Here is a 19645-nt window from a genome sequence, read left to right as displayed (position 1 = left end):
ACGACGCCCCTGAGGAGGTTTCATGCTGTTTCCAACGTCGCTGGTCGGCTCCTACCCCCAGCCCGACTGGCTGATCGACCGCGAGAAGCTTGCGGGTCGCTTTCCGCCGCGGGTCCGCGCGCGTGAGCTGTGGCGGGTCGCGCCCGAGTATCTCGCCCAGGCCCAGGACGATGCCACGCTGATCGCAATCCGCGACCAGGAGCGCGCCGGGCTCGACATCATCACCGACGGCGAGATGCGCCGCGAAAGCTATTCCAACCGCTTCGCCACCGCGCTCGATGGCGTCGACCTCGACAATCCCGGTTCGGCCCTCGACCGCTCGGGCCACGCCAACCCGGTGCCGCGCGTCACCGGGCGCATCCGCCGCCGCCATGCCGTCGAGGCCGCCGACGTGGCGTTTCTGCGCGCCAACACCGACCGGCGCATCAAGATCACCGTGCCCGGGCCGTTCACCATGGCCCAGCAGGCGCAGAACGACTTTTACCCGAGCCTGCGCGAGATGGCGCTCGACTATGCCGAGGCCGTCAACGCCGAGATCCGCGACCTGTTCGCGGCCGGGGCGGACATCGTCCAGATCGACGAGCCGTACATGCAGGCCCGCCCCGATGCCGCGCGCGAATACGGGCTGGAGGCGGTCAACGCCGCGCTCGACGGCATCACCGGGCAGACGGCGCTGCACATCTGCTTCGGCTATGCGGCGATCATCCACGAGCGGCCGACCGGCTACAGCTTCCTGCCCGAGCTGGCGGGGTCGCCGGTGCGGCAGGTGTCGCTGGAGACGGCGCAGTCGAACCTCGACACGACGGTGCTCGAGGAACTGCGCGGCAAGTCGATCATCCTGGGCGTCATCGACCTGTCGACCCACGACATCGAGACCGCCGAGACCGTTGCCGCGAGGATCCGCCGGGCGCTACCGCATGTCGATGCCGACAAGGTCATCGTCGCACCCGATTGCGGGATGAAATACCTGCCGCGCGCCGTTGCCTTCGGCAAGATGCAGGCGATGGCCGCGGGAGCTGCGATCGTGCGTGCCGAAGTGGAGGGTCGGTCGTGACCGCCGGGCGCTTCCTCACCACCCACGTCGGCAGCCTGCCGCGCGCCGACGACCTGATCGCAATGATCTTCGCCAAGGAGGAGGGCGCCACGGTCGATGCCGCGGCGCTGGCGGCGCGGGTCGAGCTTGCCGTCGGCGATGTCGTCGATGCGCAGGCCCGCGCCGGCCTCGATGTCGTCAACGACGGCGAGCAGTCGAAGCCGAGCTATGCGACCTACATCAAGGACCGCCTCCACGGCTTCAGCGGCGAGGGCAACTCCTACGTCTTCCAGGACGTCGAGGACTTCCCCGGGGTCAAGCAGCGCATCTTCGGCGATGCCGGGCGCAAGCACCGCAAGACGCCGGCGTGCAACGCGCCGATCACCGTTAAGGACATGGACGCGGTCCACGTCGACGCCGCCAACCTCGGCGATGCACTGAGCCGCCATCCGGGCACCCTAGGTTTCATGTCCGCGGCCTCGCCGGGGGTGACGGCGCTGTTCTTCGCCAACGCCTATTACGCCAGCGACGAGGACTATCTGTTCGCGCTCGCCGAGGGACTGCGTCACGAGTACGAGGCAATCGTCGCCGCCGGCCTGACCCTCCAGGTCGATTGCCCCGACCTCGCGATGGGCCGCCACACCCAGTTCCGCGACCTCGACCTGAGCGCCTTCCGCGACCGCATCGCGCTCAACGTCGCGGCGCTCAACCATGCCACCCGCAACATCGCGCCGGAGCGCATGCGGATGCACCTGTGCTGGGGTAACTACCCGGGGCCACACCACTGCGACGTGCCGCTGCGCGATATCCTCGACCTGGTCTGGACGGCGCGCCCGCATGCAATCCAGTTCGAGGCCGCCAACCCGCGTCACGCCCACGAATTCGCGCTGTTCGAGGAGGTCGGCCTGCCGGACGGCAAGGTGCTCATCCCCGGCGTCGTCGAGTGCCAGTCGGGCTATATCGAGCATCCGGAGTTGATCGCCCAGCGCATCGGACGCTATGCGCACCTGGTCGGGCGCGACCGTGTCATGGCGGGCGTCGACTGCGGCTTCTCGATCCACGCCGGCTCGGGCGGTGTCGATCCGGACGTAGTCTGGGCCAAGATGGGAGTGCTGGCGGAGGGCGCGGCGATAGCGTCGCGGCGCTTCTGGCCGTAGACGCGCGTGGCGAGCGACGCCTCGCCTTGGCTTGCGAGGGGCGATGCCGCGACTGATCCTGTTCAACAAGCCGTACGGCGTTCTGCCGCAATTCACCGATCGCGGCGCGGTTTCGGCCCGGCCAACGCTGTCGAGCTTCATCGAGGTGCCAGGCGTCTACCCCGCGGGGCGTCTCGACCTCGATAGCGAGGGGCTGCTCCTGCTCACCGACGACGGCAGGCTGCAGGCGCGGATCGCCGACCCCAGGTTCAAGATGGCGAAGTCGTATCTGGTCCAGGTCGAGGGTGAGCCTGAGGAGGCGAGCCTCGCGGCGCTGCGTCGGGGTGTCGTGCTGAAGGACGGCCCGACCCGTCCGGCTGAGGCAGAGCGCATTGCGGCGCCGGAGCTCTGGCCGCGCGACCCACCGGTGCGTTTTCGCAAGACCGTGCCCGACTGCTGGCTCAGGCTGACGATCCGCGAGGGACGGAACCGGCAGGTGCGCCGGATGACGGCAGCGATCGGTCATCCAACGCTCAGGCTGGTGCGGTGGAGCGTCGGCGACTGGACGATCGAAGGGATTCGCCCCGGGGAGTGGCGGGAACTGCCGGTCGCTCAGGCTTCAGGGTCGAAGGTGACGCTGCCTTGATCGAGGAGGCTTGCGATCAAGGCGATCGCCGAGGATGATTCCAGCAATGCCGGGGCGATCGGCACGCGGTCGCGGGCACAGAGTAATTCGGCAAACGCCGCGCTCTCCTCGGCGCATGAGAAGCTTTCGCCATCGACGAACAGGATTAGTGAGTTCGCGTCTTGCCGAATGAACGAAAAGCGGCTTGCCGGGCTGCGGCGCAGCGTACTGCCGTCGGCGATCTGCTGGCGGAGCTTGCCGGCGCGAATGGGCGGCTCGGGTTCAAAATCGGCATCGGGGTTTTTCGGCGTGCTGCTGTATTCGCCGAACCAGCGCGCGAACGCGTCGCGGTCGAGCATTTTCTCGGTGACCATCGCATGCAGCCGGGCGATCGCTTCCAAAGAGATCTCGCCCGGATTGTCCTGCGCCGCCAAACCCGCATCGACGTAGCGGTCGTCTTCCTGCATCGCCTCGAGCAGGTGATCGCACCAGTGCGCCGTCAGTTCGCTCCGCGACGGCGCTCGAAAACCGATCGAGTAGGTCATGCAGTCGTCGCCGACCGCGACACCGTTGTGGGCAATGCGGGGCGGCACATAGAGGATGTCGCCGGGCTCGAGAATCCACTCGTCGGTGGGTTCGAATTTCGCGAGCAGCCGCAGATCGTCGTGCGGCAACAGTTCGGTCGCGTGATCGCACAGGCCGCCGACTTGCCAGCGGCGCTTGCCCAGTCCCTGGATCAGGAAGACGTCGTACTGGTCGAAGTGCGGACCGACGCCACCCTTGTCGGTCGCGTAGCTGACCATGACGTCGTCGATGCGCCAGTTCGGGATAAATCGGAACGGCTCGATGAGTGCGGCGACGTCCGGCACGATATGGTCGACCGCCTGCACGAGCAGCGTCCACGGCTTCTTGCCGGGCTTGGCGAAACGCGATCCCGGGAAAGGACCGTGCTCGACTTTCCAGGTGTCGCGCTTCTGCACGATCAGGCGGGATTCAATGCCGTCCTCACAGGCGAGACCTGCCAGTTCATTCGGCTCGAGCGGGTTGCTCCAGGACGCCCACGGACTCCGGATCAGCAGCGGCTGCTTCTGCCAGTAGTCGCGCAGGAATACGCCGACATCGAAATGGTTGAGGTGCATGCGGTCTCGCGGGGAATGTCAGCGGTATGCCAGGAACAGTTGCCGGCCACATCGCCGATCCGGGGCTCTGGAGTCAAAGCGGCTCTCTTTCCCGGTAACCTGCCCTGTGTCGGGCGGGTGGCCGGTCTCGCATCGCCCGACTAACGTGGTGGACCCGAAAATTCATCGAGGACCATCGCCATGTCCCTTTCCCGCCGCTGGCTGCTGACAGCCGCCACGCTCGTGCCCGCGGCCTTCCGGCCGGCCGGCGCGTTGGCTCGCTCGCCCGCGACGCAACCGCTGACGCGCGAGCCGGTGCGACCCGGAGCTCCGCCGCAGGACGTATGGGATGTGTGGCCGGGCCGCCCGCCCGGGGGCGAGCGGGTCCCGGCTTGGAGTAGTCCCACGCCGCCGCCACGTCCGGTTCTCGCCGGTGACCTGCACGGCTATGCGCGTCCAGTGCTCGCCGTCTGGCGACCCCAGCATGCCAGCGGCGGTTCGCTGCTGATTCTGCCTGGGGGCGGTTATCATTTCGTCTCGTGGGACAATGAGGGCACCAGCATCGCCCAGCGGCTGCTCCCGACCGGCATCACGGTTTATGTCCTCGCCTACCGGCTGCCGGGTGACCGGCTTGGGTGGGCCAACGAGGCGGATGCTCCCTTGGCGGACGCGCAGCGCGCGATGCGCCTGATCCGTGACGACGCAGCAACGCACGGTCGTGATCCGGCGGATGTCGGGGTGCTCGGGTTCTCGGCCGGCGGTCACTTGGCGGGGCGTTTGCTGACCGAGTTCGGCCGGCCAGCCTACGCTCCGATCGACGCCGGCGACAGGCACTCGGCGCGACCGGCGTACGCGGGCCTGCTCTATCCGGTGATCACGCTCAAGCCACCCTACACGCACACCGGTTCGCGGCGCGCTCTGGTTGGAGAAGGCAACGGCCACGAGGCGCTCGCGAACGCCCTTTCGGTCGAGACCAACATCCGCCCCGGCATCTGTCCGACCTTCGTCGCACAGGCGCTCGATGATGATGTCGTCGATCCCCAGAACGCGCTGATCGCGCTGGCCGCGCTGCGCACTGCCCAGGTACCGTGCGAGCTGCACCTGTTCCAGGAAGGCAAGCACGGCTTCGGCGTGACCCTGCCGTCCTCCGTCCCCGCCGCCGCATGGCCCGAGCTTTTCTTAGCGTGGGCGCGGCGCATCGGCGGATTTGGCGGCGAGGTGCCGCTACGCTAGGTTAGCGATCGGACGATATCTCGCACATCCGGGGCAGCAGCCCCAATTCGCCGAGAAGGTGATTTAGCCGGCCTCAGAACTGTGCTTTCCACTGCGCGATCGCCTCTGTCGGCAGGGTGATCGTGGTCGCGCAACCGGCGTGTATCCACGCGGAGATCGCCTCGTCGCTACCGCGCGGGACGACCGGAAGGCCGGTGTCGCGGGCGATCTCGGTGGCGCGGTTGTCGATGCCGATGATCAGCGCGCGGTGCCCTTTCTGCATCGCCCGGACGCCGCCGTGGAGGCGGGTGCCGATGAAGTCGATGTCCTCGTTGTCGAGATAAGAATTATAGGCGCGCAGTGTCGGCGGGATGACCTCGATACCCGGGACGCCCAGGCTTTCGAGGTACGCCAGGTCGGGAGCCTGCTGCGACCAGATCGCGACCGTCGCGTAATTCCCCTTGAGCAGTTCGAGCATGCGCCGGTCCGCGGCTTCGTCTTTGCTGTAGAAGGTCAGCGTCGTCACCACCCGCGTCGCCTTGGTACGCGGCAGCTTCGCGGTGGCTGCTGCATCGAGGCGCCACATCGTCATGCAAGCGGTGTTGCTAGCCTTCGGCTTGATGCCGGCGAGGCGATCCAGCGTGTAGCTGTCGCGGACCGAATGGACGAAGTCGGTGCTGAGAACCGAATTGAGCAATCGACGCGATGACCAGCTCGCGGCCTCGCCGTAGCGTCGCCAGCCGACGCCGAGCAGGACCACCGGGCTGATCTTGCCGACATCCGACAGGCGGAGCTTCCACAGCGCGCCCTTCGACAGCATATCCGGATCAAGCATGTTGGTGCCGCCGAAGATCGAAAAATCGCTCGCCGCGATCAGCTTGCGGCTATATTCGCCGAGATAATCATGGGTGCCGACACGGTTGATATAGGCGTTGGGCAGCACCTCGTGGACGACGTCATAGACCGCGTCCATGATGATCTCGTCGCCGAGGTTGTTGCTCGGGACGCTGGTGTCCAAAACCGTCAAGATTTGCAAAATTGGTCTCCGGAAATCGTCAGGATCGCGCGCGCAGGAGTGAAGCGCGCCGCTTCAACTCCCAGAAATAGTGCGGCGCGCGCGGGAAGTTACGTTTGGTCCAGCTCTTGAACGACTTGTCGGGCGGAACGTACGACCGCCAGGGCGTCAGCTTCAGGTAGCGGTGGTATTCCGCCTCGAACGGCACCCTGTAGGCATATAGCCAGGGCTTCTTCTCGGTCGTGAAGTGGACGATTTGCGGCTGCTTGCGGAGGCGGCGAAATGCGCTCGCATCGAGCGACAGCGCGGCCGCGTCGGTCGGCTGGGTCCGCGCTTGAAAATTCCAGCCGTAGTCGACATACCGGACGCGGTCGTGGAGCACCGCGTTGAGCGCATCCTGGTCGTGCCAGCGCAGGATCATGTGGTTGCGCTCAACATAGTCGACGAAGCGCCGGAGCAGGCCCTCGCGCCGCCACCCCGCCAGGTCGACGACCAGGATACCAGCGTTGAAATAACAATAGTCGCGGGGCAATCCGAGCCGTTCGTTGTTCTGCGAAAAGATGTTCGGTGCGGCAGCGATCAGGCAATTGTCGAATGCGGTCTCCCAAAGCGGTGCGACATCGCCGAGCACGACGATATCGGCATCGAGATACAGGACCCGGTCGATTTCGGGAGGCAGGATCTCCGTCAGAAACAGCCGAAAATACGACGCCAGGGTAATATGTGAATCCAGGCGGAAATGCCGATATGGCGCGTCGTCGAATTCGTAGAGGTGCAGCGTCGCATTGGGGTAGCGAGCCACCTGCGTCGAGAGCATCGCGCGCTTCGTTTCGCTGACTTCGCCATGAACGACGTGGAGCACGAACTCGTGGTGCCGATTGTTCTCGAGCAGCGAGGTGATCGCGACAGCCAGATGCTGGAAGTAATTGTCGTCGGACGAAAACGCACAGTGGATGGTCATCATCGACTTTCTCTCGGCGATCCGGTCCGGCAAGCAATGGCTATTATCAACTCTTCGGCTGCACCCGAAAAGGCGCTCGACGGTTTGTGCGGCGCAGCATATGCGTAGTTTGCGGCGCACACGAAGGCAACATCGTTCCTATCATGTCTCTATTTCTGTTAAGGTTTTGCCGTGCCATGACCGGTGCTGGTGACCGGCAGGCTACAGGATTGCCGGCGTGGACGGCCTGAGATCGAAGCTCGCGGGCGGTGCTGCGTGGCTGACGGTAGCCCGTGCGCTGACCAATCTCATCGCCTTCGTCAGCACGCTGGTGTTGGCGCGGATCCTGACGCCCGCCGACTTCGGCTTGGTCGCGCTGGCGACCACGATGCTCGCCGTCATCAGCGCGGTAACCGAGATGTCGCTCGCCTCGGCGTTGATCCATCACGCGGCACCGACCGAGGAGCATTTTCACACCGCCTGGACGCTGAACGTTACGCGTGCGGTGTTCGTTGGAATGGCCTTCTGTGCCGCGGCCCTGCCGGTCGCGCAGGCCTACAAGGACCCGCGGCTCGCCTCCGTGATGATCGTCCTCGGCTTGCTGACGATGGTCAACGGCGCGGCCAACCCCAAGCTGGTAGTGTTCCAGCGGCGGCTCCAGTTTCGCCAGGACGTCGCGCTCAACGTTTCATCGAAGCTCGCCGGACTGATCGCGGCCCTGACGGTGGCGTTCGTCTATCGCAGCTACTGGGCGCTCGTCATCGGCTCGGTCGCGACTCAGTTCGTCTATATCTCGATGTCCTACTGGTTCATGCCGTATCGGCCGCGTCCGACCTGGCGCCATAGCCGTGACCTGTGGTCGTTCTCGATCTGGCTGACGCTGAGCCAGGCAGTCAACACGCTCAACTGGAAGTCTGACCAGTTGCTGATCGGCACTTTCCTCGGGCGCATCCCGCTGGGCATCTACACCGTCGGCGACAACCTCGCGTCGATCGCGACGCGCGAAGCGACTGCGCCGCTCACGCAGACGCTATTTCCGGCGTTCACGCAGTTGCGCGACCAGCCCGACCGACTGCGGCACGCCTACCAATCGGCACAGTCGCTGGTCAGCGCCGTCGCCTTGCCCGCGGCGGTCGGCTGCGCGCTGCTCGCCGACCTGATCGTCCGACTGACCATTGGCGATAAATGGCTGCCGGCGGTGATCGTCATCCAGGTTCTGTCCTGCGTATTCGGGCTGCAGACGTTGAGCTCGGTCGTCCAACCGCTCGCCCTCGCTACCGGCAAGACCAAGCAGATGTTCCGGCGCGATGTCCTCAATCTCGCCATCCGGCTGCCGACGATTGCTGCCGGCCTGTATTTCGGCGGACTGGCGGGCATCGTCTTTGCCCGCGCGCTCACCGGCAGCATCTCGATCTTCATCAACATGCTGATGGTCCGGATGCTCATCAGCATCCCGGTCCGCGCGCAGATCTTTGCCAACCGGCGTGCGCTGGCGAGCGTCACTGTGATGGCGATCGTCGTCTGGCTGCTGCGCGACGCGATCGGCACGACCGGATCGACGTGGCGCATGCTCGGCACATTGGTCGTGCTCGCTGCCGCCTGTGTGATCACTTATGGCACGACGACCTGGCTGCTGTGGGTGTCCGGCGGTCGCGGCGATGGTCCCGAGCGGCAAGCCGTGCGGCTCAGTCACCAGCTTGTCGCGAAACTTCGGGTGCGTCGCGCGCAGTAGTCTTGCTAGGCGTATACGGCGGGCCACAGTTCGATCTTGCTCGCCATCGATGTGCGGAATCTCACGTGGGCAACGGCGCTATTGGCACATCGAAAGTGTGAAAGTTCGTTAACGTCCTCCTCGATGAGCCGGGCGATCGCATCCGCCGGCTTCGACACAGACCGTACCTTGCAGATAACAAGGCTGGGAACGGGGTGTCCAATGCCTGAAGCGATCGTTGCCAAGCACCTCGATGGGATCGGCGATCTCATCGTCGCGGCGCCTGTCAAACGCGATTTCATCGATGCCTTCGAGACAGTCACGTACGAGACGCGCCAGAAGCGTCGGCGGTCGACGATCGTCGATGTGCCCGCCCTCGTGCGGCTGGTGCATCTCGCGTCGGGCGACGCCACGCTGGATGCGTGAGCTTTCGCACATGCACCGGTACGGTTCGCGGCCCTTGAGCGTCACCTAGATTTGCGTCAGCAGCGCCAGCACGTCGGAGTAGTAATCGCGGCTTGCACCGGGTGGCGGACCGGTCCCGGCGGCACCGACCAGCCGATGGACGACCGCCAGCCCGCCCTCCGACAATCCGTATTCGGCGACCTCGCCGGTCACGACGTCGACCCACGCCGGGATGCGGGCGCCGCGGCCCGCGAAACCGCTCCAATAGGCTGCGACGTCACTGGTCAGAGCGCGGCGGCCGCCCATCAACTGGTAGAGCGGCACGCGGACCGCGTCGAAGCCGAAGCGCGGCGGCTTGCCGGCCGCGGGAGCGACGCCGCCGCTGGTCACGTCGACCCAGTCGGTCGGCAGTCGCGACGGCCCGAACCTCGCCTCGCCGGCAAGGCGCTCGCCGTCGGCGATCAGTGCGCTCCAGCCGCCGTCCGCGCCATCGGCCCGGGCAAACAGGTCGAGCGCCGGCCAGATATAGTAAGACGGGTTGACGGTCGTGCGGTCGGGGGCCGTGAAACCGACCAGCGCCGGCAGCAGCAGCGTTCGTCCGTCCTGCGCGCTCACCAGCCGGGTCCGGATCGCCGAGCGGATCTGGTGTGCGCGGTCGCGGTATTCGGGGCGATGCCAGCGGTCGTAGGCGCGCATCAGGGCCCAGGCGATCAGGATATCGCCGTCGGTTGCATTGTTGGTATCCGCGACCGGCACCGCATCCTTCGGCACGTAACGCCACGAATAAAGCGCGACATCCTTGCGGGCGAGCACCTGCTCGGTCCAGCCGAACAGGCTGTTGAACGCCTCCTGGTCGGCCGCAGTCTCGGCGAGCAGCATGCCATAGCCCTGGCCCTCGCTGTGGCTGATGCCGCCGTTGCCAGTGTCGACGATCCGGCCGTCGCTGTGCAGGAAGGCTGCCTTGAACCGCTTCCAGTCTTCCGGTGCGAGGCGGGATGCAGCGGCGGGCATGGCGGTGCGATTGTTTCCCTTCCCGCTGCCTTTGCCGCTTGCCGGGGGTTTCGGCGCATCGCCGCTTGCCTTGGCACACGCCGATGTCAGCAGCAGCGAGGTCGCCACCAGCAGGGTGCGGCGATCAAAGTCCATAGTGCAGCAATATCTGCTCGCTGGTCTGCCGAACGAGCCGGGCGTAGAGTTTGGTCTCGCCACCGATCGAGGCGAACCAGGCCCCGTACGCGCCGCGCAGCAGGGCCCGCGCCGCGCCAGGCCATGACGGGGAGAGTGCCGCCTCGCTGGCGGTATAGCCGTGGTGATCGATCGCGATGCCATCGGATGCGATCGCCAGCGTCACCTGCCCGAGACCGAGCTGCCCCCAGATCTCGTTGATTGCCTGCTCCAGCCCCGAGACCCCGTCGTTCTCCGGCAAGGGGTGCGACGCCGCCAGCCGGGTGCCGACCGCGACGAAGAAGCTGAGCGCCTGGTCTTCGGTGGCGTTGGCGAAAATCTCGTCGATCATCGCGGACTGAAGGCCACCACCCGGCGGCGGCTGCTGCGCGGCGTCGGCGCTCGATCTTACCATTGCCAGACCCATCACTGCCCTCCGAGCACCTGCTTGATGCCGACCGAACCCCGGAACTCGTTGTATGCGCCGAAGGTGTTGTAGTTCAGTTCTCCGCCGATCTTCATGCGAGGGTTGATCGGGTAGTAGGCCGAGCCGCCCGCCGACAGGCCGAAACCGGTCTGGCTGATGCTGTCGAACTGCGCGCGAACGTCGTCATCGAGCGCTTTCAGCGCATCGAGCGCCGCCTGCGCCGCCGGGTCGGTCGGGTACAGCGGCGTCGCCTTCTGGTTGTAGCTCTGGTAGCCGGGCGCGGCATTCAGGTCGACCTCGATGCCGCCCGGCTGGCGCAGCTGGTAGTGGATCGGGAAGCTGACGCTGAGGAAGCTCTGCGGGCTGAAGTAGCCGCCTTGGCCGAAGCTGAAGTAGTTCTGGTCGTTGTCGTAGTTCTGGTAATTGCCGTTGATGCCGATGCTCAGGGTCGAGTAGCGGCCCTTCAGGATGCGGGTGTAGCCGCCGATGTTGGCCTGGATGCCGTGGTTCGAGCGGACGTTGGTGCCGTTATAGCGGTAGTAGGATCCGTCGGCGTAGACCCCGGTGCCGGCGACATCGTACGACACCGAGGCACCGCCGCCGGCGCGCCGGACCGCGCCCCAGAAGGTGCCGCTGACCGGATCGTTGGTGCCGGCATAAGCGACGACGCTGTCCTCGACCGGGCGGCGCTCGGCCCAGATTTTGGCGGTGACCGACGGTGACAGGCGCGGCGATACGGTGACGCCGCCGACGATGGTGGTCTTGCCGAATCCCATCGGCGTGGTGCCGACATCGGCCTTGACGAGGTTGCTCGAGTAGGCAGCCGAAACCGCTACGCCGGACGCCTGCTGGGTGTCGGCGGCGACGAGCGCGGAGGGCAGCGCCGCGACGATGCCCTGAGCCTCCAGCGTGCCGTTGCGGCCGAAGCGCGCCAGTCCCGAACCCGTCGGACGCCCGGCATCGATCGACAGCGCGTTGACCCTGGCCGAGACGCGGCCGCCGGCCAGTCCGGTCGACAGCTCGGCGCTGCCGCTGACCTGCTGCGACTTGCTGAGCCCGACCTCGCCGCTGCGCTGGCGGTATTCGGTCCGGACGTCGGCGCGCGTGCCGCTGTTGGAGGCGAGCGCCTCGATGTCGTCGTCCATCGACTGCAGGATCGGGTCGCCGCTGCGGGCGCGCCGCCGCGGCTGGTCGCCGTCGCTGTCCCGTGGCCGGGCGTCGCCGTCGCGGGGCAGGGTGCCGAGCAGGTCGGCGAGGCGGTCGCCGCTGGCGGCGTCGGAGCCGGGCCGGCGCGCGCGACTCTCGGGCAGTCGCGCCTGGCCGCCGGAGCCGCTGCGCCCGAGGTCGAAGGGGTTGACCGGGCCGCTGGCGGCGACCGCGTCGCCCGTCGAGGCCGCGAAGGGGTTGGTCGACGCGAAGCCACCGCCGGTGACCTGGGACTGGCGCGTGTAGAGCTCGCGGGCACGCTTGAGGTAGCGCGCGGACAGACCCTCGTCGCCGCGCGCGCGCTCCATCCGGGCGGCGGCGAGGTAGGTCGAGTAGTCGCTCGGGTCGAGCCGGACGGCGCGGTCGAGGGCGCTGCGGGCGAGCGCATAGTCGCCGGTGCTGCCGGCGGTGTCGATCAATCCGATCAGTGCGCCCTTGTCGTTTGGTGACGTGCGCAGGACCAACTGGTAGGTTTGGGACGCCTGTGGAGACATTCCACCCGATTGATAGAGGCGGGCGAGGGCACCGAGGATGTCGGTGTTGCCCGGAGAGGCCTGCCAGGCCCCCTGTAGGAGATCGAAGGCGGGGGCGTACTGGCCGTCGGTGCGCATCCGGTCGGCCTGGGCGACGACGACGATGCCATTGAGACGTGCGACGACCTGTTCCCCGCCGCCGAGCGTGCCGGCTGCGGTCGCGGCCTTCTGCACCGCTGCGGCCGCCAGCCCGTCCTGCCCGGTCTGGGCGAGGACGCGGACGATGCCCTCATAGTCGGCGGCGTTCGAGGAGCCCGCGTCGAGCGCCTGCTGCGCCAGCGCCGACGCCCCGGACTTGTCGCCGAGCTGGTACAGCGCCCCGGCGATCTGGCCCTGCTTGGCCATCGTCAGCCCGGGGGTGCGGACGATCTCGCGCAGGGCCGCGACTGCCTCGGCCACTTCGCCGCGCCCGGCCAGCAGCTTGCTGCGCGCGATCGCGGCGTCGATCTTGAGGCCGGCGGCGAAGCCACGCATCTCGGCCGTGCGCTGCGCCTCCGGGATGCGCGAGATAAGCGTATCGGCGGCGGCATCCTGCCCGATCTGGCTGTCGAGCAGCGCGGCCGCGTACAGGGCCTCGGGGCCTTGCAGCTGGGGCAAAGCGGCAATGATCGCCATGACCTCGCCGCGCCGCCCGCGCTGGTCGAGGAAGCGCGCATAGTCGTAGCGGATCCACGGGTCGGTCGGGCTCTCGACCAGACCGCGCTGGAACAGCCGCTCGGCTTCGGTGTCGTTGCGCGCGGCTGCGGCCTGCATCGCCTGCGCCCGGGTCGCGCGGCGCTCGTTGCCGGCGACCGCGGCGGGTGCGGTTCCCCCAAGCTTGGCGGCGGTCTGGTACAGCGCAGCGGCTTCGGCGAAATGGCCCTTGGTCTCGTAGATTCCGGCGAGCAGTTCGAGGGCCGGCCCGCGCTGCGGCGAGTCCGAGTTGGACAGCTCCTCGGCGATCTTCTGCGCTTCGTCGATGCGGCCCGCGGCCTGTGCCGCCCGCGCCTCGTCGAGCCCGGCATAGAAGCGTGCGGAGGTGAGTGCCTCCGCCCACTTCGCCGCCGGGCCGCGCGACGATGCGCGCATCAGATAGTCGCGCGCCTCGGCAAAGCGCTTCTGCCGCAGCCGGACAATGCCCATGCCGCCGAGTGCGTCGGGGTCGTTCGGGCGCAGCGCCAACGCCTTGCGGAAGTCGCGGTCTGCGTCCCCGAGGCTGCCCGAGTTGAGCTCCTTGAACCCCGCCGCGCGGCTGTCGCCCGCAACGTCGGCGGACGGTGCCGGGCGGGAAACGGCGACCGGGGCTGCCACCGGCTTGGCGGCGACGACCGGGCGCGGCGCGGGCACCGTCTTGATCGGGACCGGCGCGGGCCGGACCACGGTCTTGACCGGGACCGGCAGCGGCCCCGCCAGTCCGCGCCGGGCAGCGGCGTTGGCCGGATCGATCGCCAGCACTCGCCGATAGGCCTGGTTGGCGAGGTCCTGACGGCCCTTGCCCTGCCAATAGGTCGCCTGATTGAGCAGCGCCGAAACGCCCGCGACTTCGGCCGCGGCGATGCCGGGCACGACGAGCAGTGCGAGCGCGGTCGCGGCGAGGAAGCGGGACCGCATCACTTGTCCGCCGCCCGCAGTCGATCGCGTTCCTGCCGCCTGAGCATCCGGAAGATCGGATAGGACAACAGCACCGCGACCAGGATGGCCGACAGTGCCAGCAGCAACGGGTACTGGCTGAACCAGTAGGCGATCTTGAGCCACGGCGGCAGCGAGCCGATCCAATAGCCGTCGCCGACCGCAAAGCTCGACATGCCGTCGCCGACGACGACCGACAGGTCGCCCTGCACCAGTGCGTTGATCCGGACCTCGCTGAAGCCGGCGACCATCTGCGGCAGCGTCACCGGGTCGGTGGCGAGAATGGCGACGACGGTCCGGCCCGGGCTGAACGGCGATTCGAAGCTGGTGATGCCGGTGAAGGCGGCGGCGCTGTAGAGAAACCCGTTGACCGTCGAAACCGGGTCGCGTTCGTACGGCGACACGGTGTCGAAGGCACGCCGGACGTACGACCGCTCCCTGACTTGAAAGCGACCATCAGCAAAGCGCACCGGGGCGCTGGCGAAGAGCGAGTTGGCGCGCGTCAGATCGACCGTTCCGATGGCGAGGATTTCCTTCCCCGCCAGCTGGTCGCTGTCGACGGTTCGCGTGACGGTGACCGCGGTCGCCGGCGTTCCGGTCGAATCGCCGAACCGGCCCATGATCTCGAGGAAGGCCTCGACGACGTCGGGTCCGGCGTTCGGCTGGACGATGACCGCGGTCTGCGCGAGGTCGGGGTAGATCGTGAATGGGAAGCCCGCACCGGCGAATGTCGCGAGGTTCGGCATGTGCGCGGCGTGATACGTGTTGGTCAGGTCGATGCTGCTGTCGGGCAGGACGCTGCTGCGGACATTTTCGGGCAAAGTGCCGGAGCAGCGCTTCTGGTTCGCCAGCACGAGGTTGTAGTCGAAGGTCAGCTCGTTCTGGCCGAACAGGTTGTATTCGGGGATCAGGACCTCGGCCTGCGAGGTCGTGGATACCGTCTCGGTCTGGCCGGTCCAGCGGCTCCACCACGGCGCGCCGGTAAAACCGAGCGTGCGCAGATACTGGCCGTTGATCGAGACATCGAGCCGCGACGCCTGCTTGTCGAGCCACCGGGCACCCGGATAGCGGTAGTGCAGGTTGAGCGTGCCGCCCTGGCTCGGCCAGAAGAACAGGTCGGGGGCCGAGCGGAAGGCGGTGGTCAGCGGGCCCGGCGGCAGCCCCATGCCCTGCAGCGTGAAGGGGTCGACGAGCTCGCCGAGCTTGACCGGCCGGTCGGTGCGCAGCCAGCGGCGCGCGCCGTAGGGGCCGTAGGAGGGGATACGGGCATCGGCGGTCGAGACCTTTGCGCCGGCGAACAGCCCGCGCCCGGTTGCCAGCGCGGCGGCTGCGAGCTTCAGCTCGCGGTCGTCGCGGCCGATGACGACGAGAAGCTGGCTGGTCGGGTCGGTCGGGTTCGGCATGACCGCGATCGATGACCCGTCGACGTCGACCGTGACGCCCGCGACCGGCCGCGAGCGGGTCACGAAGACTACTGCGTCACCCTTGGGAAGCTGGTTGTAGTAGGGCCGGAAGGTGAACTTGCGGTAGCTCGCCTGGCTGCCGAACCATGACGCCAGGCTTGCCGCCGCTTCCAGCTCGCCGTTGGTCGGCGAGCCGGCGAAGACGAACGGCAGCTTGAGCGAGCCGGGCGCGAACCGGTCGAAGAACGGCGCCGGCAGCCGGGCCAGGTCGGGGGTCAGCGACAGCGGCTGCAGGGTCAGGTCGAGGAACGAGCGGACGTTGCTGATGCTCGCCCACAAGGTGGAGCTGAACGGGTCCTCGCAGTCGCGACTGTAGTGGCCGACCATGCGGATGTTGAGCTGGTTGTCGCCGACGAGGAACAGCGCCGGGTTGACCGGGATGGTCACGACCTGACCGCCGGCACCGTCCGACCGCAGCGCCAGGATGCGGACGACCTCGCCGTTGAGGATGACCACGAGCTGGCTCAGGTCGCCGAGCAGGGCGGGTGAGTAAGCGAAATTCAGGGTCAGTGTCGCGCCGGTAACGACGGTGTCGCGGCGCATGCCGAAGGGGATGCCGACCTCGCCGCGGGTGCCCGCCAGCCGGATCGGGCTTTTGACCTGCAGGTCCTTGAACGACAGGCGCAGGGCCTGGCCGCCGGTCGGAACTGCCGGGGTTGCGACTGGTGCCGCGACCGGTGTCGCGGCCTTGGCTGCCGGTTGTGCACTGGCCGGGGCCGGATGGACGCCGAGGAGCAGCGCGGCGACGGCCGCCGCCGCAGCTATGGTCTTTGCCCGGGGCCGCCGGGTAAAGATCGCGGCGATGATGGCGGCGAGTGTCGTGCCCGCGACGCTGGCGATGTCGCGCACCGAGCTGAAGCCGGAGACCGTCGGGTGCTCGTGCGCCTGTTGCCACGCATCCGCCCGGCCCATCACTGCGCGGACCAGTTGGCGCACCTGGTACGGCTCGAGCGGCTGGAAGGTGATGCGGCCGACCAGTCCGTCGATCCGGATCATCGAGGCCGGCAAGGTCAGCGTCTCGTCGCCCATCGGCATGGAAATGTCGGTGATCCCTTGTGCGTGGATGGTGGAGCCCGGTGGCAGCAACAGCGACATGCCGCCCATCGAGACGTCGATGGTGCGGCCGTCGGCGACGTAGCCGTCAGTGAAGTAAACGCTGACCGGCATCTCGACCTCGATGCGGATGTCGGAGCGGATCTGGCGGCGTTCGCGTGCGACGGCGATCGAGGCCAGCAGAATGATCATGCTGAAGCTCGCCCACAAGGTATTGAGCAGCAGGGTGTCGTAGTGGACGCCGAACGTCGCCGGGAAGAAGCTCTTGCCGACCGCGAGCGCGATGCCGCCGGCCAGCAGCCCGAGCACGATCAGGTGCGGCTTGACCGTCGCGAAGTCGAAGTAGTTCTTGTCGAGCAAGCTGCCCTTGTCGGTGACGTTGAACTTGCCCTTGTGCGGGTCGAGCAGCGTGTAGAGCGTCGGCTTGACGAGGTGGAAGGCGAGCAGGGTCTCGTAGATCTCGCCCCAGAACGGCCGCCGGTCACCGCCCTGGATGCGCGTGCTCGACGCCATCGAGACGAACAGGTGGGGCAGCGCGTAGGCGAAGATCAGCGACGCGGAGGCGTGGATGATGTTCTGCCCGGCGATCAGATAGGCCAGCGGCGAGGTCAGGAAGACGATGCGCGGCAGTGGAAACTGGAAGTGCAGCATCGCGTTCAAGTAGCAAAGCCGCTGCTGCCACTTCAGCCCGCGCCCGAGCAGCGGATTGTCGACCCGGAAGATCTGCGTCATGCCCCGCGCCCAGCGGATGCGCTGGCCGATGTGGAGGATCAGCCGCTCGGTCGCGAGGCCCGCCGACAGCCGGATGTTGATGTAGGCGGTGTTCCACCCCATGCGCTGCAGCTTGAGCGCGGTATGGGCGTCCTCGGTCACGGTCTCGCCGGCAAAGCCGTTGGTCTGCATCAGTGCTTCGCGGCGGATGATCGCGCAGCTGCCGCAGAAGAAAGTCGCGTTCCACAGGTCGTTGCCGCTTTGCACGGAGTTGTAGAACAGCTCGCCTTCGCCGGGCATGTCGCTGACCCGGTTGAGGTTGCGCTGGACCGGGTCGGACGAGTAAAAATGGTGCGGCGTCTGCAGCACCGCGAGCTTGAGGTCCTTCTGGAACCAGCCGACGGTCATCTGCAGGAAGCTGCGCGTCGGGACGTGATCGCAGTCGAAGATGGCGATCAGCTCGCCCTCGGTCTTCTTCATCGCGGCGTTGAGGTTGCCGGCCTTGGCGTGGAGGTTGTCGGCGCGGGTCAGGTAACCGCAGCCGGCCGAGCGGGCAAAGGCGCGAAACTCCGGACGGCGGCCATCATCGAGGATGAACACCCGGAAGCGGTCGCTGGGGTAGTCCATGTCCTGCGCCGCGAACACCGTGTTGCGGACGATATCGAGGCTCTCGTTGTAGGTCGGGACATAGACGTCGACGAGCGGCCAGGTCTTGGGGATGCCGGTGATCTCGACGATCGGGCGGTGCAGCGGCCAGCCGGTCTGGAGCACGCCGAGTATCAGGATGATCCAGGCGTAGATCTCGGCAAGGTACAGCCCGCCGCCGAGGACGAACTCCGGGATCGACTGGAACTCGAGCGTGTGCGTCGTCCGCCACACCATGTATCGGGTCGAGACCAGCACCGACAGCACGGCGATGACGAGTGTCGTCCGGCGGTTGTCGGCGCGGCCGAGCAGGACCGTGCCGATCATCGTCGCGCCGGCGAACAGCCACTGCGAGGTCAGGTCGAGCGGCACCGTGATGACCAGCACGGCGAGCACGACGACCCCGATCCCCGTGGCCCAGGTGCCGAGGCGGGTGAGCAGCGGCGATCCGGCGAACGGTGCAGCGATCGTGGTGTCGTTCACTGCGCGGCACCGGCGGTTTCCGCGACGGCGACCGAAAGGCCGCAACGATGTTCGATTGCCGTCGTCAGTTCGGCAAGATCGGGGAGGACGACGCTGGCGGGTGCCAGCCGGGGTATCCCTTCGAACATGCCGAGCGCCTCGTTGACCGCCTCGTCGCGCCGGACCATGCCGATCAGCATCTCGCCGATAAGCTTGCGGAAGAACGTCGTCGAGTGGCGCGACAAGCGCAGCCGGTCGTCGATCTGGTTGAGCACGAAGCCGGTCTTGGTCAGCGCCACCGTCGGCGTGCCGGGTTCGATCCGTGGCAGTACCGACAGCGCAGCCGGCGTCGGGGTCAGCACGCACACGTGCAGCGTCGCGAACGGCATCAGCCGGTCCTTGAGCTCGCGGTCACCCGCCGCGACATCGACGACGGTGACGCGCTCTTGCGGGAACAGCGTTGCCACGACGCTGGCGGGGTCGTCGCGGAAGTCGTTCTGGCGGCTCAATTTGTAGCCATTCATCAGGGCCACGCCGGACACCACCAGCGCGCCGGCATAATCATCCCCGACATTGGCGAGCGACTGCGCCGGGCGCAGGCCGAAGTGGAGCTTGAGCGACTCCTGGTAGGTGCAGTCGATCGCGGCGACTTCCTGTCCGTGCTGCGCCAGCCGGAGCGCCAGTTGTGCCGCGATGAAGGTAGTGCCGACGCCGCCCTTGGGCGAGTGGACCAGGATCAAGGTCATTCGGCGTTGCTAGCCAGCCGGGCAAGGACGTCGCGGACACTCTCGTCGCGCGGCTCCGACGGGCTGCTGCCATAATTGCCGAACATTGCGCGGGCCTCCACGCGGACCGGCTCGGGCACCGCTGCCGGGCGGCTCAGCGGGACCTGCGTGATCGCGCGCGGCTCCTCGGGCACCTCGGCTGCGACACGGACCAGGGTTTTGGCATCGATCCTGCCCACGACGCGCTCATCGAGGAGCAGCGCCTCGAATATCGGCCAGACATCGATCTCATGCGAAGGAGTTTCGAAATCGTAATAGTTAAACGTTTCCTCGCCGATGCGCCCCAGCAAAACCTTAATATCCTGACGCATCAAGTTGCCCCCGCGCTGGTACGTATCGTGGCAAGAATGCCAAACATCGTTAACAGCCTGTCCAGCCGTCATGGGTGAGATA

15 protein-coding genes are annotated in these 19645 nt (G+C 67.2%); 6 read left to right on the top strand and 9 right to left on the bottom strand.

What is annotated here, in order from left to right:
• Positions 1–22 precede the first annotated feature (22 nt).
• The 3 genes from KX816_12365 to KX816_12355 are packed head-to-tail and all read left to right on the top strand — an operon-like array spanning position 23 to position 2815.
• Positions 23–1054 carry a 5-methyltetrahydropteroyltriglutamate--homocysteine methyltransferase gene (locus KX816_12365; protein QXQ05076.1) on the top strand — a complete coding sequence of 344 codons (1032 nt, stop codon included), beginning with the start codon at positions 23–25 and terminating at the stop codon, positions 1052–1054.
• The gene (locus KX816_12360; GenBank protein QXQ05075.1) at positions 1051–2190 is read left to right on the top strand and encodes a cobalamin-independent methionine synthase II family protein; all 1140 of its coding nucleotides are present in this window, start codon (positions 1051–1053) and stop codon (positions 2188–2190) included. Before KX816_12365 ends, KX816_12360 begins: the two co-directional genes overlap by 4 nt.
• A gap of 43 nt (positions 2191–2233) precedes the next feature.
• Positions 2234–2815, top strand: a complete 582-nt coding sequence (locus KX816_12355; GenBank protein QXQ05074.1) for a pseudouridine synthase — start codon at positions 2234–2236, stop codon at positions 2813–2815.
• On the opposite strand, the gene KX816_12350 is transcribed toward KX816_12355, so the two are convergent.
• Positions 2782–3933 (bottom strand): cupin domain-containing protein, encoded by a 1152-nt coding sequence (locus KX816_12350; GenBank protein ID QXQ05073.1) that lies wholly within the window; start codon positions 3931–3933, stop codon positions 2782–2784. The two genes, KX816_12355 and KX816_12350, sit on opposite strands and share 34 nt — an antisense overlap.
• A 174-nt stretch (positions 3934–4107) precedes the next feature.
• Here KX816_12350 and KX816_12345 point away from each other — a divergent pair, with 174 nt between their 5' ends.
• Positions 4108–5145, top strand: a complete 1038-nt coding sequence (locus KX816_12345) for an alpha/beta hydrolase (protein ID QXQ08542.1) — start codon at positions 4108–4110, stop codon at positions 5143–5145.
• 73 nt (positions 5146–5218) lie between these two features.
• Here KX816_12345 and KX816_12340 read toward each other — a convergent pair whose 3' ends face one another.
• Positions 5219–6151, bottom strand: a complete 933-nt coding sequence (locus tag KX816_12340; GenBank protein QXQ05072.1) for a polysaccharide pyruvyl transferase family protein — start codon at positions 6149–6151, stop codon at positions 5219–5221.
• A gap of 28 nt (positions 6152–6179) precedes the next feature.
• A complete protein-coding gene (locus KX816_12335) occupies positions 6180–7103 on the bottom strand; it encodes a glycosyltransferase family 8 protein (protein ID QXQ05071.1) in 924 nt (307 codons plus the stop codon).
• Positions 7104–7317: 214 nt separating this feature from the next.
• Here KX816_12335 and KX816_12330 point away from each other — a divergent pair, with 214 nt between their 5' ends.
• The gene (locus KX816_12330; GenBank protein ID QXQ05070.1) at positions 7318–8811 is read left to right on the top strand and encodes a lipopolysaccharide biosynthesis protein; all 1494 of its coding nucleotides are present in this window, start codon (positions 7318–7320) and stop codon (positions 8809–8811) included.
• A gap of 201 nt (positions 8812–9012) precedes the next feature.
• Complete coding sequence (locus KX816_12325) at positions 9013–9216, top strand: hypothetical protein (GenBank protein ID QXQ05069.1); 204 nt, start codon at positions 9013–9015, stop codon at positions 9214–9216.
• A gap of 45 nt (positions 9217–9261) precedes the next feature.
• Here the strand turns inward: KX816_12325 and KX816_12320 are convergent, their stop codons facing one another.
• The 6 genes from KX816_12320 to KX816_12295 are packed head-to-tail and all read right to left on the bottom strand — an operon-like array spanning position 9262 to position 19566.
• Positions 9262–10341 carry an endoglucanase gene (locus tag KX816_12320; GenBank protein ID QXQ05068.1) on the bottom strand — a complete coding sequence of 360 codons (1080 nt, stop codon included), beginning with the start codon at positions 10339–10341 and terminating at the stop codon, positions 9262–9264.
• On the bottom strand, positions 10331–10774 hold the full coding sequence (locus KX816_12315; GenBank protein ID QXQ05067.1) for a hypothetical protein: 444 nt from the start codon (positions 10772–10774) through the stop codon (positions 10331–10333). The genes KX816_12320 and KX816_12315 overlap by 11 nt, the downstream gene beginning before the upstream one ends.
• Before the next feature lie 11 nt (positions 10775–10785).
• Positions 10786–14115, bottom strand: a complete 3330-nt coding sequence (locus KX816_12310; protein QXQ05066.1) for a BCSC C-terminal domain-containing protein — start codon at positions 14113–14115, stop codon at positions 10786–10788.
• Positions 14115–18488: a UDP-forming cellulose synthase catalytic subunit gene (gene bcsA, locus KX816_12305; GenBank protein ID QXQ05065.1), complete on the bottom strand. Its 4374-nt coding sequence runs from the start codon at positions 18486–18488 to the stop codon at positions 14115–14117. The genes KX816_12310 and bcsA overlap by 1 nt, the downstream gene beginning before the upstream one ends.
• Positions 18485–19213 (bottom strand): ATPase, encoded by a 729-nt coding sequence (locus KX816_12300; GenBank protein QXQ05064.1) that lies wholly within the window; start codon positions 19211–19213, stop codon positions 18485–18487. Before KX816_12300 ends, bcsA begins: the two co-directional genes overlap by 4 nt.
• Positions 19210–19566 carry a hypothetical protein gene (locus tag KX816_12295; GenBank protein QXQ05063.1) on the bottom strand — a complete coding sequence of 119 codons (357 nt, stop codon included), beginning with the start codon at positions 19564–19566 and terminating at the stop codon, positions 19210–19212. Before KX816_12295 ends, KX816_12300 begins: the two co-directional genes overlap by 4 nt.
• Positions 19567–19645 lie beyond the last annotated feature (79 nt).

The organism is Sphingosinicellaceae bacterium, assembly GCA_019285715.1.
GTDB lineage: Bacteria > Pseudomonadota > Alphaproteobacteria > Sphingomonadales > Sphingomonadaceae > Glacieibacterium.
This window is presented reverse-complemented; position numbering and strand designations above follow the sequence as displayed.